This window comes from Streptomyces rimosus subsp. rimosus (assembly GCF_000720725.1).
GTDB lineage: Bacteria > Actinomycetota > Actinomycetes > Streptomycetales > Streptomycetaceae > Streptomyces > Streptomyces rimosus_A.
Genome location: NZ_JOCQ01000007.1, coordinates 179,821 through 193,213 on the forward strand (window position 1 = coordinate 179,821; position 13,393 = coordinate 193,213).

At 70.2% G+C, this 13,393-nt stretch carries 12 protein-coding genes; 5 read left to right on the forward strand and 7 right to left on the reverse strand.

Going from position 1 to position 13,393, the window contains the following annotated elements:
- Positions 1-13 precede the first annotated feature (13 nt).
- Positions 14-1,372 (forward strand): TolB family protein, encoded by a 1,359-nt coding sequence (locus IH45_RS0106025; protein WP_050514567.1) that lies wholly within the window; start codon positions 14-16, stop codon positions 1,370-1,372.
- 36 nt (positions 1,373-1,408) lie between these two features.
- Here IH45_RS0106025 and IH45_RS0106030 read toward each other — a convergent pair whose 3' ends face one another.
- The 6 genes from IH45_RS0106030 to IH45_RS0106055 all read right to left on the reverse strand — a co-directional run bounded on the left by IH45_RS0106030 (position 1,409) and on the right by IH45_RS0106055 (position 7,227).
- Positions 1,409-1,918, reverse strand: coding sequence for a GNAT family N-acetyltransferase (locus tag IH45_RS0106030; RefSeq protein WP_030662487.1), 510 nt, complete (start codon positions 1,916-1,918; stop codon positions 1,409-1,411).
- 43 nt (positions 1,919-1,961) lie between these two features.
- Positions 1,962-3,596 carry a monocarboxylate uptake permease MctP gene (gene mctP, locus IH45_RS0106035; RefSeq protein WP_030662491.1) on the reverse strand — a complete coding sequence of 545 codons (1,635 nt, stop codon included), beginning with the start codon at positions 3,594-3,596 and terminating at the stop codon, positions 1,962-1,964.
- Complete coding sequence (locus IH45_RS0106040) at positions 3,593-3,868, reverse strand: DUF3311 domain-containing protein (RefSeq protein ID WP_078897284.1); 276 nt, start codon at positions 3,866-3,868, stop codon at positions 3,593-3,595. Before IH45_RS0106040 ends, mctP begins: the two co-directional genes overlap by 4 nt.
- Positions 3,869-3,992: 124 nt before the next feature.
- Positions 3,993-4,190 (reverse strand): YbdD/YjiX family protein, encoded by a 198-nt coding sequence (locus tag IH45_RS0106045; RefSeq protein ID WP_030662498.1) that lies wholly within the window; start codon positions 4,188-4,190, stop codon positions 3,993-3,995.
- Positions 4,187-6,343: a carbon starvation CstA family protein gene (locus IH45_RS0106050; protein WP_030662501.1), complete on the reverse strand. Its 2,157-nt coding sequence runs from the start codon at positions 6,341-6,343 to the stop codon at positions 4,187-4,189. Before IH45_RS0106050 ends, IH45_RS0106045 begins: the two co-directional genes overlap by 4 nt.
- Before the next feature lie 125 nt (positions 6,344-6,468).
- Entirely contained in the window at positions 6,469-7,227 is a 759-nt protein-coding gene (locus tag IH45_RS0106055; RefSeq protein ID WP_030662504.1) for a GntR family transcriptional regulator, read from the reverse strand.
- A 309-nt stretch (positions 7,228-7,536) separates the two neighbouring features.
- Here IH45_RS0106055 and IH45_RS0106060 point away from each other — a divergent pair, with 309 nt between their 5' ends.
- From IH45_RS0106060 to IH45_RS0106075, 4 genes are all read left to right on the forward strand, one after another.
- A complete protein-coding gene (locus tag IH45_RS0106060; protein WP_032916865.1) occupies positions 7,537-8,808 on the forward strand; it encodes an extracellular solute-binding protein in 1,272 nt (423 codons plus the stop codon).
- A 192-nt stretch (positions 8,809-9,000) separates the two neighbouring features.
- A complete protein-coding gene (locus IH45_RS0106065) occupies positions 9,001-9,984 on the forward strand; it encodes a carbohydrate ABC transporter permease (RefSeq protein WP_030662509.1) in 984 nt (327 codons plus the stop codon).
- A complete protein-coding gene (locus IH45_RS0106070; RefSeq protein WP_030662511.1) occupies positions 9,981-10,811 on the forward strand; it encodes a carbohydrate ABC transporter permease in 831 nt (276 codons plus the stop codon). Before IH45_RS0106065 ends, IH45_RS0106070 begins: the two co-directional genes overlap by 4 nt.
- Positions 10,812-10,819: 8 nt before the next feature.
- Positions 10,820-12,364, forward strand: a complete 1,545-nt coding sequence (locus IH45_RS0106075) for a glycoside hydrolase family 3 protein (protein ID WP_030662514.1) — start codon at positions 10,820-10,822, stop codon at positions 12,362-12,364.
- Positions 12,365-12,501: 137 nt separating this feature from the next.
- Here the strand turns inward: IH45_RS0106075 and nagB are convergent, their stop codons facing one another.
- On the reverse strand, positions 12,502-13,284 hold the full coding sequence (gene nagB / locus IH45_RS0106080; protein WP_030662518.1) for a glucosamine-6-phosphate deaminase: 783 nt from the start codon (positions 13,282-13,284) through the stop codon (positions 12,502-12,504).
- Between the last annotated feature and the right edge of the window lie 109 nt (positions 13,285-13,393).

Below are 13,393 nucleotides of genomic sequence, written 5' to 3' on the forward strand. Positions count from 1 at the left end.
AGGGGAACCCGCCATGAGGTCCACCCGCACCACCGTACGAAGACTCGCCGCCGCCTCGGGGGTGTGCGCGCTGGCCGCGCTGCTGCCCGCCACGACGGCCGCCGCCCAGCCCGCCCCGCCGAACGGCACCGAGCGGGTCAGCGTCGCCGCCGACGGCACGCAGGGCAACGGCGGCTCGTCCGGCTCGATGATCAGTGCCGACGGCCGGTTCGCCGTCTTCGACTCGGACGCGACGAACCTGGTGCCCGGCGACACCAACGGGCAGTCGGACATCTTCGTGAAGGACCTGCGCACGGGCGCCGTCGAACGGGTCAACGTCGCGAGCGACGGCACCCAGGCCGACTCCTGGTCGTCCACGCCCACCGTCAGCGCCGACGGCCGGTACGTCGCCTTCGCCTCCGACGCCGCCAACCTCGTGCCGGGTGACACCAACGCCGCCACCGACATCTTCGTGCACGACCGCAGGACCGGGCGCACCGAGAGCGTCACCCTCGACGGCAGGCCCCCGCAGGGCAAGCAGGGCTCCCAGATGCCGGTGATCAGCGCCAACGGCCGGTACGTGGCGTTCGCCTCCAGCCGCGAGGACCTGGTGCCCGGGGACACCAACAAGGCGCAGGACATCTTCGTCCGCGACCGGAAGACGGGCACGGTCAAGCGGGTGAGCGTCTCCGCCACCGGTGAGCAGGCCACCGGCCCCTCCGCCAACCCGGTGATCACCTACGACGGCCGTACGGTCGGCTTCATCTCCAAGGCCGCGAACCTGCGCCCGGACCCGGCCGCGGCCGCCCGCGAACGGGCCGAGCCGCGCAAACCGCACAGCTACCCGTTCTACGTGCACGACCTGGACACCGGCCGCACCGGTGTCGCCAGCCTCGGCTCCACCGGCGAGACGGTCGGCGCCTGGAACGCCTCGCTCAGCCCCGACGGCCGCTACGCGGTCTTCTCCAGCCAGTACGGGGAGGTGGTGCCCGGCCACCCGACCGGCAGGGCGGACCTGTTCGTACGGGACCTCGTCAAGGGCACGACGGAGCAGATGTCGTACACCTACGACGGCAAGCAGCCGCAGACCGGCTCCTCCGGCCTGGGCGTGCTGTCCGCCGACAACGGCCGTCTGTACTTCGAGTCCTCGGCGCCGGACCTGGTACGGGACGACACCAACAACGCGACGGACATCTTCGTACGGGACATGCGGACCGGCGCCATCACTCGCGTCAACCGGCCCGTCGACAGCACACCCGACCAGGGCTGGTCCTCCAACGTGTCCACCGACGCCACGGGCCTGGCCGCGGCGTTCGACTCGGACGCGGCGAACCTGGTCCCGGGGGACACGAACGGGGCGACGGACGTGTTCGTACGGCGGATGCTGCCGTAACCCGCCGCCGTGACGGGGCGTGCGCCGGTCACGGCGCTACACCACCACGCCGAGATCGCAGGTGAACGCCAGAAGCGTGATGTCCGGCACGGGCTCCCAGTCCCGCTCCGGTATGCGCGTGAAACCGATCCGCTCATATACGCGGTGGGCGTTCTCGATGTGCGGCAGGGCGGAGAGCACCATGCGGGTCAGGCCCAGGGAGCGGGCGCGGTCCATGCAGGCGCGCACCAGCGCTTCGCCGATGCCGCGCCCGCGGCCGGCGGGGGCGACGGCCAGCATCCGGAACTCGCCCTCGTCCGGACCGGCTATCTCGGCGTACGGACTGCCGGGGGCGGCGAAGGTGACCGCCCCCAGCACCGTGCCGTCGGCGTCGACCGCCGCCAGCACCTCGGCGTGCTCCGCCCGCTCGGCCACCTTGCGCAGCTCGTGCACATACGGGTCGTCGAGCCCGAGAACCAGCAGTCCGTCCGCCGCGTAGGCGGCCACGAGGAGTTCGCCGATCTCCTCGAACTCCTCCTGCCGCGCGGGCCTGATCGTGATGTCCATGAGGCAAGTGTGCACGGGGGGTCCGACAATCCCCCCGGCACCCTCAGTGCCCCGCCGGAACCCCCGCCGTGGCCGGCGGCAGATCGACCTGGACGCCCTTGTCGCCGGCGTCCGCCGTGTAGTCCTCCGGGGACGTCTCGTCGACGCCGTCGGGGGCCTTGACCGCGCGCAGCACCACCGTCAGGACGACCGTGACCAGGACGTTCAGCACGAACGCGGTCAGCCCGATGTAGCCGATCTCCCCGATACCGGGAATCTCCGCGCTGGAGCCGCCGAAGTGCTTCTGCGTGGGGCTGGCCACCCCGTACGCCGCGAGCGTGCCGTAGAGCATGCCGGCCGCCCAGCCGGCCAGCAGCGCCCACCGGTGGAACCAGCGGGTGAACAGGCCGCCCACCAGGGCCGGCATGGTCTGCAGGATCCAGATGCCGCCCAGCAGCTGGAAGTTGATGGCGACGGTCTTGTCCATCGTCAGCACGAAGACCAGCGCGCCGACCTTCACCAGCAGCGACACCAGCTTGGCGACCTTGTGCTCCTGCTCGGGTGTGGCGCCCGGCTTGAGGAAGTCCTTGTAGATGTTGCGGGTGAAAAGGTTCGCGGCGGCGATGGACATGATCGCGGCGGGCACCAGCGCCCCGATGCCGATCGCGGCGAACGCCACCCCCGTGAACCAGTCGGGGAACATGTTCTCGAACAGCTGCGGAATCGCCAGCTGTCCGTTCTGCACCTTGATCCCGGCCGCCACCGCCATGAACCCGAGCAGCGCGAGCAGCCCCAGCATCAGGGAGTACAGCGGCAGGATGGTGGTGTTGCGGCGGATCACGTTGCGGTTGCGCGAGGAGAGCGTCGCGGTGATCGAGTGCGGATACATGAACAGCGCGAGCGCCGAGCCGAGCGCGAGCGTCGCGTACGCCCACTGCGCGTTCGGCCCGCTGGCCAGTTCACCGCGTGGTTTGCCGGTCGCCGGGTTCTTCTGCGCGAAGGCGTCCTTCGCCACCGCGAAGATGTGGTCGAAGCCGCCCAGCTTGATCGGGATGTAGATGATCGCGACGGCGATGACCAGGTAGATCAGCCCGTCCTTGACGAACGCGATCAGCGCGGGCGCCCGCAGCCCGGAGCTGTAGGTGTACGCCGCCAGCACGCCGAAGGCGATCAGCAGCGGCAGGTCCTTGACGAACCAGTTCGTGTCCTCGCCGCCGCCGACGCCCATCACGTCCAGCACCGCCTGGATGCCGACGAGTTGCAGCGCGATGTACGGCATCGTGGCGAGGATGCCGGTGAGCGCCACGGCCAGCGACAGGCCCTTGGAGCCGAACCGGCCGCGCACGAAGTCCGAGGTGGTCACGTACCCGTGCTTGTGCGAGACCGACCACAGGCGGGGCAGGAAGGTGAAGATCAGCGGATAGACCAGGATCGTGTACGGGACGGCGAAGAACCCGGCCGCGCCCGCCGCGTAGATCGCCGCCGGCACGGCCACGAAGGTGTACGCCGTGTACAGGTCGCCGCCCAGCAGGAACCAGGTCACCCAGGTGCCGAAGCTGCGCCCGCCCAGCCCCCACTCGTCGAGGCTGGCGGACTGCTCGGCCTTGCGCCAGCGCGCCGCCAGGAAGCCCATGACCGTCACGGCCACGAAGAAGAAGATGAAGACGGCGAGCGCGACGCCGTTCACGCCGTCCTTCACCGGGACGCACCCCCCTTGCGCAGCCGCTGCTCACGCTGGACCAGCTTGTACGCGACCATGGTGAGCGCCGTCGAGATCAGCACCCACAGCATCTGGTACCAGTAGAAGAACGGGATGCCGATGAGGGTCGGCTCGACCTTGGCGTACGAGCTCACCCACAGCATCGCCACGAAGGGCGCGACCAGGCAGAGCCCGGCGATCACGCGGCTGGGAGTGACGACCGGCGCGGCTCTGCCCGCTGGTGTTCCGGCTGATTCGGACGGCTCTGGCATGGCCGTGGCTCCGTTCCCTGGCGGTCCCTTGGTGATCACGGTGCAGTGGGCTGGAAATCTAAGCCAGGGAAGTTGTACGCGTCACTACCTGTCCGCATATCGGTACGGCAACGAACCGGCCACCTCAGCAGCAGCGGAAGCCCGAGCGGGGATCGCCCTCGCGCTCCGCGGCGCGCCACCGCTCGAATTCCCGGCGGCTGGGGACCGGCGCGTCGGGCGTGTGCTGCCGGACATGTGCGACGTAGCGCTCGTACCCGCTCTCGCCGGTCAATTCCCGTACGTACCAGCGGATCCGGCCCAGCGCCCGCCGCGCCCTGCTCACGGCCCGCTCCGCTCCGCCGCCGCCAGCTCCGCCTTCTCCTCCTTGGAGGCCACCAGCCCGGCGGGCGCGACGATCGCCGATTCCACGTACGGGGCCTCGCTGAGCCGGGTCGCGGACGGGTTGCGCAGATGGCGTACGCACACCCGGGCCGCGTCCGCGATCACCACGACGATCAGCAGCGCGAGGACCGCCGACAGCACGCCGTCCACCGTCGAGTTGGTGACGACCGTGTGCATGTCGTCCATGGTCTTGGCGGGCGGCAGCACCTTCCCGGCGTCGATGGCGTCCTGGTAGACCGAACGCTGGGTGAAGAAACCGACCTTGGGATCGCCGGAGAAGACCTTCTGCCAGCTCGCGGTGAGGGTGACGGTGGCGTCCCAGGCGAGCGGGACGCCGGTGATCCAGGCCCACTTCACGCGCCCGGACTTGACCAGCAGGGTGGTGCAGACGGTCAGCGCGACCGCCGCCAGCAGCTGGTTGGCGATGCCGAAGACCGGGAAGAGCTGGTTGATGCCGCCGAGCGGCTCGTGCACGCCGACCCACAGGAAGTAGCCCCACAGCGCGACCACGGCCGCGCTGCACAGCACCAGCCCCGGCTTCCAACTCACCCTGCGCAGCGGCTTGTAGACGTTGCCCAGCATGTCCTGGAGCATGAAGCGGCCCACCCGGGTGCCTGCGTCGAGCGCGGTGAGGATGAACAGCGCCTCGAACATGATCGCAAAGTGGTACCAGAACGCCTTCATCCCGGCCCCGCCGAAGACCTGCGAGAAGATGTCCGCGACCCCCACGGCGAGGGTGGGCGCGCCGCCCGTACGGGACAGCAGCGTCTGCTCCTCGACGGCCTTGGCGGCGGCCGCCAACTGGTCGGGGGAGATGCTGTATCCGAAGTGCGCGACGGCCTGGGAGGCCGACTGGACGGTGTCGCCGATGACGCCGGCCGGCGCGTTCATCGCGAAGTACAGCCCCGGGTCGATGATCGACGCCGCGACCAGCGCCATCACCGCGACGAACGACTCCATGAGCATCGAGCCGTAGCCGATCATGCGGATCTGGGTCTCCTTCTGCACCATCTTGGGCGTGGTGCCGGAGGAGATCAGGGCATGGAAGCCGGAGAGTGCGCCGCAGGCGATGGTGATGAAGACGAACGGGAAGAGGGAGCCCGCGAAGACCGGGCCGTCCCCGCGCCCGGCGAAGTGGGTGACCGCGTCCATCTTCAGGTTCGGCAGCGTGACCAGCACGCCGACCGCCAGCAGTCCGATGGTGCCGATCTTCATGAAGGTGGAGAGGTAGTCGCGCGGTGCCAGCAGCGTCCACACCGGCAGTACGGACGCGATGAACCCGTACGCCACCAGCCAGACGACCAGCGTCTTCGGTTGCAGCGTGAACGTGTCGGCCCAGGACGAGTCGGCGACCCAGCGGCCCGCCACCAGTGAGAGCACCAGCAGCGCCACGCCGATCAGCGAGACCTCGGTGACCCGCCCCGGGCGCAGTACCCGCAGGTAGAAGCCCATCAGCAGGGCGATGGGGATGGTCATGCCAATGGAGAAGGTGCCCCAGGGGGACTGCGCCAGCGCGTTGACGATGATCAGCGCCAGTACGCCGAGCAGGATGATCATGATGGCGAAGGCGGCGAGCAGTGCGGCGGCCCCGCCGAGCACGCCGATCTCCTCGCGCGCCATCTGCCCCAGCGACCGGCCGTCGCGCCGGGTGGAGAAGAACAGCACGACCATGTCCTGCACGGCGCCCGCGAAGACGACGCCGACGATGATCCAGATGGTGCCGGGCAGATAGCCCATCTGGGCGGCGAGCACCGGCCCGACCAGCGGCCCGGCGCCCGCGATGGCCGCGAAGTGGTGGCCGAGCAGCACCCGGCGGTCGGTGGGGTGGAAGTCCACGCCGTCGCCCAGCCGTTCGGCGGGGGTGGCCCGGGTCCGGTCGACGCGCAGTACCCGGGTGGCGATGAAGCGCGCGTAGAAGCGGTAGCCGATGGCGTACGAGCCGAGCGCGGCGGCGACCATCCAGGCGGCCGAGACCTCCTCCCCGCGGGACAGTGCGAGCAGCGTCCAGCCGGCGGCGCCGACCAGCGCCACGGCCGTCCACACGGCGATCTTTCGGGGACTGGCGGCGGTTCGTGGCTGGCCTGCTGGGCGCACCGGTACGTCCTCCCGTCGACGCGACGACGGAAGGACCGTAGAGGCAGCGGGGCGGGTCGCGCCATACCGCGGCGAGGTGCGGGGCAGGCGGGGCGGCGGAAGGGGACCGCCCCGCCGCCGGGTCCTCAGTCCGCCGGGCGCCGCAGCCGGGCCACGAACTTGTAGCGGTCGCCGCGGTAGACCGAGCGCACCCACTCCACCGGGGCGCCCTCGGTGTCGAGGGAGTGCCGGGAGAGCATCAGCATCGGCAGGCCCACGTCCGTACCGAGCAGCCCGGCCTCGCGCGGGGTGGCCAGCGACGTCTCGATGGTCTCCTCGGCCTCCGCCGGGCGCACGTCGTAGACCTCGGACAGCGCCGTGTACAGCGAGGTGTACTTGACGAGGTTGCGGCGCAGCGCGGGAAACCGCTTCGCGGACAGGTGGGTCGTCTCGATGGCCATCGGCTCCCCGCTGGCCAGCCGCAGCCGCTCGATGCGCAGCACCCGGCCGCCGGCCGCGATGTCCAGCAGCCCGGCCAGCCGGTCGTCGGCGGTGACGTAGCCGATGTCCAGCAGCTGTGAGGCGGGTTCCAGGCCCTGGGCCCGCATGTCCTCGGTGTAGGAGGTCAGTTGCAGGGCCTGCGAGACCTTGGGCTTGGCGACGAACGTGCCCTTGCCCTGGATGCGTTCCAGCCGCCCTTCGACGACCAGTTCCTGGAGGGCCTGGCGTACGGTCGTACGGGACGTGTCGAACTCCGCGGCCAGGGTCCGCTCGGGCGGGACCGGGGTGCCCGGCGGCAGTGTTTCGGTGATCTCCAGCAAGTGGCGCTTGAGGCGGTAGTACTTCGGTACGCGGGCGGTGCGCGCGCCGCCGCCGTTGTCCGCACTGCCCCCGTCGGTCTCCATGACCCGCCTCTCCGACTCCTGTCGCGCTGCCGTCACCGGCTCCTCCGTACGTAGCGGCTCACATCGTGGCACGGGTGGGGTCCCGATGCTCCCTTGCTGGTCCGTGCCCGCTCGCGGGGCCCGACGCCAACGTAGCGTCTGCCTCGCGGGCACACGCCGCTACCGCGGCGACAGGCCCCAGATGTCGGTCCGGTAACGGACCTGACAGCGACTCTTATACACCCTTGACACCCCAAAAGGTCTAGGCCAAGCTGCGGGCACTGGTCTAAACCATTAAAGACCACCAGCCAGCCTTTAGGGGAGAGCGCAATGAAGCGTGGACTCATAGCGGCGACGGCAGTCGCGGGAATGTTGGTGAGTGTCGCTGCCTGTGGGTCCAGCGGCAGCGGCTCGGCGGGGGCCGAGAGCTTCAAGGGCAAGAAGCTGATCGTCTGGGTGATGGACGGCTCCAACCCGGCGCAGTGGACCAAGCAGGTCGCCGAGGACTTCAAGGCCAAGACCGGCGCCACCGTCGAGTTCCGCGTCCAGCAGTGGAACGGCATCCAGCAGAAGCTGACCACCGCCCTGTCCGAGGACAGCCCGCCCGACGTCGTCGAGATCGGCAACACCCAGACCGCCGCGTACGCCAAGGCCGGCGCGCTCGCGGAGCTGGGCGACCTGAAGAAGGAGATCGGCAAGGACTGGAACGAGTCCTTCAACAAGGCCTCCCTCGTCGACGGCAAGCAGTACGCGCTCCCCTGGTACGCCGGCAACCGCGTGGTGATGTACAACAAGAAGATCTGGGCCCAGGCGGGCATCAAGGAACTGCCCAAGACCCGCTCGGAGCTCTTCAAGGCGTTCGACACCATCAAGCAGAAGACCGATGCCGAGCCGCTCTACCTGCCCGGCCAGAACTGGTACTTCTTCGACGGCCTGACCATCGGGACCGGCGCCGACCTGGTCAAGAAGCAGGGCGACAAGTGGGTCTCCAACCTCGGCGACCCCAAGGTCTCCAAGGCCATGGACATCTACAAGCAGTACCAGGCCTTCAGCTCCGCCCCGAAGAACAAGGACGAGGCCACCCCGCAGCAGGCGGAGATCTTCTCCAAGGGCAAGACGGGCGCCATCATCGCCATGGGCTACGAGGGCCCCACCGCCGTCAAGGCCAACCCGGCCATCAAGGACGACATCGGCTTCTTCCCCATCCCGGGTGAGACCGCCGACAAGCCCGAGGGCGTCTTCCTCGGCGGCTCCAACTTCGCGGTCGCCGGCGGCGGCCAGAACCAGGAGCTGGCCAAGGAGTTCCTGAAGGTCGCACTGTCCAAGAAGAACGACGGACAGATGGTCAAGGAGGTCGGCTGGAGCCCGAAGTCCCCCGACCTCGCGGACGCCGCCAAGGGCAACCCGGCCGCCGAGGCCGCCGCGCCCGGCGCCGCCAAGTCCAGCGGCACCACGCCGCTGATCCCCGAGTGGGCCCAGGTCGAGAACACCCCGAACCCGATCAAGAACTACATGACCGCGGTTCTGAACGGCAAGGCCCCCGCGGACGCCGCGAAGGACGTCGAGGGCGAGATCAACAAGCGGCTGGCGCAGAAGCAGTGACCGGCGGCGCGTCCGGCGGTCCGGTCCGTACGGATCCGCGCGACGCGCCACGGCACCAGTGACCGCGGTCCCCCGCGGCGGCGCCAGTCGCGGGGGACCGCCACCAACGGGTTCCGTACGGGAGCCGGCCGTCCCGGCCCCCGCACGGAACCACCAGCACGAGCACGACCGGGTGATGGGGAGTAGCGGGACATGTCAGTGCAGATCGAGGACGCGGTGCAGAATCCCGCGCCACGGATCGGCAAGGGCGGCGCCCCGCCGCCCGGTCGCCGCCGCGGGACCGGCCGGGCCGCCGGAAAGGCCCCCTACCTGCTGCTGATCCCGGCCCTGGCCGCCACCGCGGTCTTCCTGGGCTGGCCGATGGTGCGGAACCTGGTCCTCTCGTTCCAGAACCTGAACATGAAGCAGCTGATCCAGCACCTCACCGAGTGGCGCGGGTTCGGCAACTACGCGGACATCCTGGGCGGCGAGCAGTTCTGGCGGGTCACCGTCCGCACCATCGTCTTCACATCCGTCAACGTCGTCCTGATCATGGTGCTGGGCGTGCTGATCGGCCTGCTGCTGGCCCGGCTCGGCAAGAAGATGCGCCTGGTGCTGTCCGTCGCGCTGGTGCTGACCTGGGCGATGCCCGTCATCGCCGCCACCACCGTCTTCCAGTGGCTGTTCGACGCGCGCTACGGCATCGTCAACTGGGTGCTGGACAAGCTGGGCTGGCACTCGATGGCCCACTACGATTGGGTCGGCAGCCAGCTGTCCACCTTCTTCGTCATCACCGTGCTGATCGTGTGGCAGTCGCTGCCGTTCGTGGCGCTGAACCTCTACGCCGCGACCACCACCATCCCCAAGGAGCTGTACGAGGCGGCCCGGATGGACGGCGCCGGCACCTGGAAGGTCTTCACCAGCGTCACCTTCCCGTTCCTCAAGCCGTTCTTCCTGGCGACCACGTTCCTGGAGATCATCTGGGTCTTCAAGGCGTTCCCGCAGATCTTCGCGATCAACGAGGGCGGCCCGGACCGGCTCACCGAGACCCTGCCGATCTACGCCTTCACCGAGGGCGTCGGCAACCTCCACTTCGGCATGGGCGCGGCCATCTCGCTGCTGACGATCATCGTGCTGCTCGGCATGACCGCGTACTACCTGCGACTGACCCTCAAGCAAGAGGAGGACGAGGCGTGAAGCGCTCCCTGCTCGGCCGCATCTGGCCCAACGCGGCGGCGCTCGTGCTCGCCCTCGGATTCGTCTTCCCCGTGTACTGGATGTTCACCACGGCCTTCAAGCCGAACGGCGACATCATCACCGAGGACCCGGTGTGGTTCCCGCTGCACGGCACCTTCGAACACTTCTCGACCGCCGTCAACGCGCCCAACTTCTGGTCGCTGGTGGGCAACTCGGTCACCGTCACCGTGCTCGCCGTCGTGTTCTCCCTGCTGATCGCGCTGTGCGGCTCCTTCGCCATCGCCCGGATGCGCTTCAAGGGCCGCAAGGGGATCCTCCTGGCCTTCATGGTCGCCCAGATGGCGCCCTGGGAGGTCCTGGTCATCTCGATCTACATGATCGTGCGCGACGCCGACATGCTCAACAGCCTGGTGCCGCTGACCTTCTTCTACATGCTGATGGTGCTGCCCTTCACCCTCCTGACGCTGCGCGGCTACGTCGCCGCCGTGCCCAAGGAGCTGGAGGAGTCCGCGATGGTCGACGGCTGCACCCGCACCCAGGCGTTCGTGAAGGTCATCTTCCCGCTGCTGGCGCCCGGCCTGATGGCCACCTCGCTGTTCGGCTTCATCACCGCCTGGAACGAATTCCCGCTCGTGCTGGTTCTCAACAAGGAACCGGCCAAGGGCACGCTGCCGCTGTGGCTCTCGCAGTTCCAGAGCCAGTTCGGCGACGACTGGGGCGCCACGATGGCCGCCGCCTCGATCTTCGCCCTGCCCATCCTGGTCCTGTTCCTGTTCCTGCAACGCAAGGCGGTCGGCGGACTGACCGCCGGCGCAGTGAAGGGATGACGCGCGCCATGACGACACTCGTACGCCCGTCCGACACCCTCACCCGCGACGCGCTCACCGTCCTCCAGCCCGGCTTCACCGGCACCTCGGCGCCCGACTGGCTGCTGCGCCGGCTCGGCGAGGGGCTGGCCTCGGTGGGCCTGTTCGGCCGCAACATCGCCTCGCCGGACCAGCTCGCGGCGCTCACCGCCGAGCTGCGGGCCGAGCGGGAGGACATCCTCGTCGCCATCGACGAGGAGGGCGGCGACGTCACCCGCCTCGAAGTGCGCGGCGGCTCGTCCTTCCCCGGCAACCTCGCCCTGGGCGCGGTCGACGACCCGCGGCTCACCCACGACGTGGCCCGTGAACTGGGCCGCCGGCTGGCCGAGTGCGGCGTCAACCTGAACTGGGCGCCGTCCGCCGACGTCAACTCCAACCCGTCCAACCCGGTCATCGGCGTACGGTCCTTCGGCGCCGACCCGCTGCTGGTCGCGCGCCACACCGCCGCGTACGTCGAAGGGCTCCAGTCCGCCGGCGTCGCCGCCTGCGCCAAGCACTTCCCGGGCCACGGCGACACCGCCGTCGACTCCCACCACGACCTGCCGCGCATCGCCGCAGACCTGCGCACCCTCCAGGAACGCGAGCTGGTGCCCTTCCGGGCCGCGATCGCCGCCGGCACCAAGGCCGTGATGAGCGCGCACATCCTGCTCCCGGCCCTGGACGGCACGCTGCCCGCCACCCTGAGCCGCAATGTGCTCACCGGCCTGCTGCGCGCCCCCGTCAGTGAGGGCGGCCTCGGCTTCGAGGGTCTGATCGTCACCGACGGCATGGAGATGCAGGCCATCTCCGCGGTGTACGGCATCGAGCGGGGCAGCGTCCTGGCCATCGCCGCCGGTGCCGACGCCATCTGCGTCGGCGGCGGACTGGCCGACGAAGCCACCGTGCTGCGGCTGCGCGACGCCCTGGTGAGGGCGGTACGCGACGGCGAGCTGTCGGAGAAGCGGCTCGCCGACGCCGCGGCGCGGGTCCGCGCCCTGGCACGGTGGACCCGGAGTGCGGGCGCGGCACAGGGGACCCTCTCTGGGGAGCGAGGGGTCGCGCCCGCACCCGAGGCCGGCCTGGTGGCGGCTCGCCGCGCGCTGCGGGTCACCCGTAACGGTCCGTGCGAGCCGCTGCGCGCGCCCGCGTACGTCGCGGCCTTCACACCCGTGGCGAATATCGCCGTCGGCGATGAGACGCCGTGGGGGGTTGCCGCGGAGCTGGGGAGGCTGCTGCCCGGTACGGAGACCGGGACGTACGGGAACGCCGCTGCCGCCACGACCGACGCGCGCGCCCGGACGGAGGAGATCCTGCGGGCGGCGGGGGAGCGGCGGATCGTCGCCGTCGTCCGCGACGCGCATCGGCACGCCTGGATGACGGACGCCCTCGACGCCCTGCTCGACGCCCGCCCGGACACGGTGGTCGTCGAGATGGGCCTGCCACAGGCGCCCCCGCGCGGGGCCCTGCACATTGCCACCCATGGCGCGGCCCGCGTCTGCGGACGCGCCGCCGCGGAGGTCATCGCGGGTGGGTGAACTCCGCCGGGCCGCGGAAGGGGAGCCGCGGCCCGGCGGAACCAACGTCCGGCGCATGACGTGACGCGGCCGGGGCCCCGTGTGGGTGCCCCGGCCGCGTCGCGGTATTTACCGGCTCTTAGAGGTCTTACCGGCTCTTACAGGCCCTGCCACTCCGGCTTGGCGGCGTACGTGGCGCGGAAGTAGTCGGCCAGCTTGAGCTTGGACGCGGCGGCCTCGTCGACGACGACCGTGGCGTGCGGGTGCAGCTGGAGCGCGGACGCCGGCACCAGCGCCGAGACCGGACCCTCGACGGACTGCGCCACGGCGTCCGCCTTGCCCTCGCCGGTTGCCAGCAGCACCAGGTGGCGGGCTTCCAGGATGGTGCCGATGCCCTGGGTGATGACGTGGTGCGGCACCTCGTCCAGGCTGTCGAAGAACCGGGCGTTGTCCTCCCGGGTCTGCTGCGTCAGCGTCTTGATCCGGGTGCGGGACGCGAGCGAGGAGCACGGCTCGTTGAAGCCGATGTGACCGTCGGTGCCGATGCCCAGCAGCTGGAGGTCCACCCCGCCGGCCTCGCCCAGTGCGCGGTCGTACGCCTCGCAGGCCGCCTGCACGTCCTCGGCCGTGCCGTCCGGCCCCATGAACGCGTCCGCGCCGAGCCCCAGCGGCTCGACGACCTCGCGGAGCACCACGGACCGGTACGACTCGGGGTGCCCGGCGGGCAGCCCCACGTACTCGTCGAGCTGGCAGATGCGGGTACGCGAGACATCCGCTTCCCCGCCGCGCACCTTGGCCGCCAGCGCCTCGTAGACGGGCAGCGGAGTCGAGCCGGTGGCCACACCCAACAGCGCCTCGGGCTTGCGGCGGACCAGGGCGGCGATGGCCTCCGCGATCAGCTCGCCGCCTGCCTTGGCGTCCGGGACGATGACAACTTCCACGCTGTGCCTGCCGATCTGGAGAGTGGTCGTGTGGTATAGACCAATCTATCAGAGCGCGCCCGACGACCCTGGTGACATCCGGCAACCCGGGGCTGAACAGGTGGCGAAC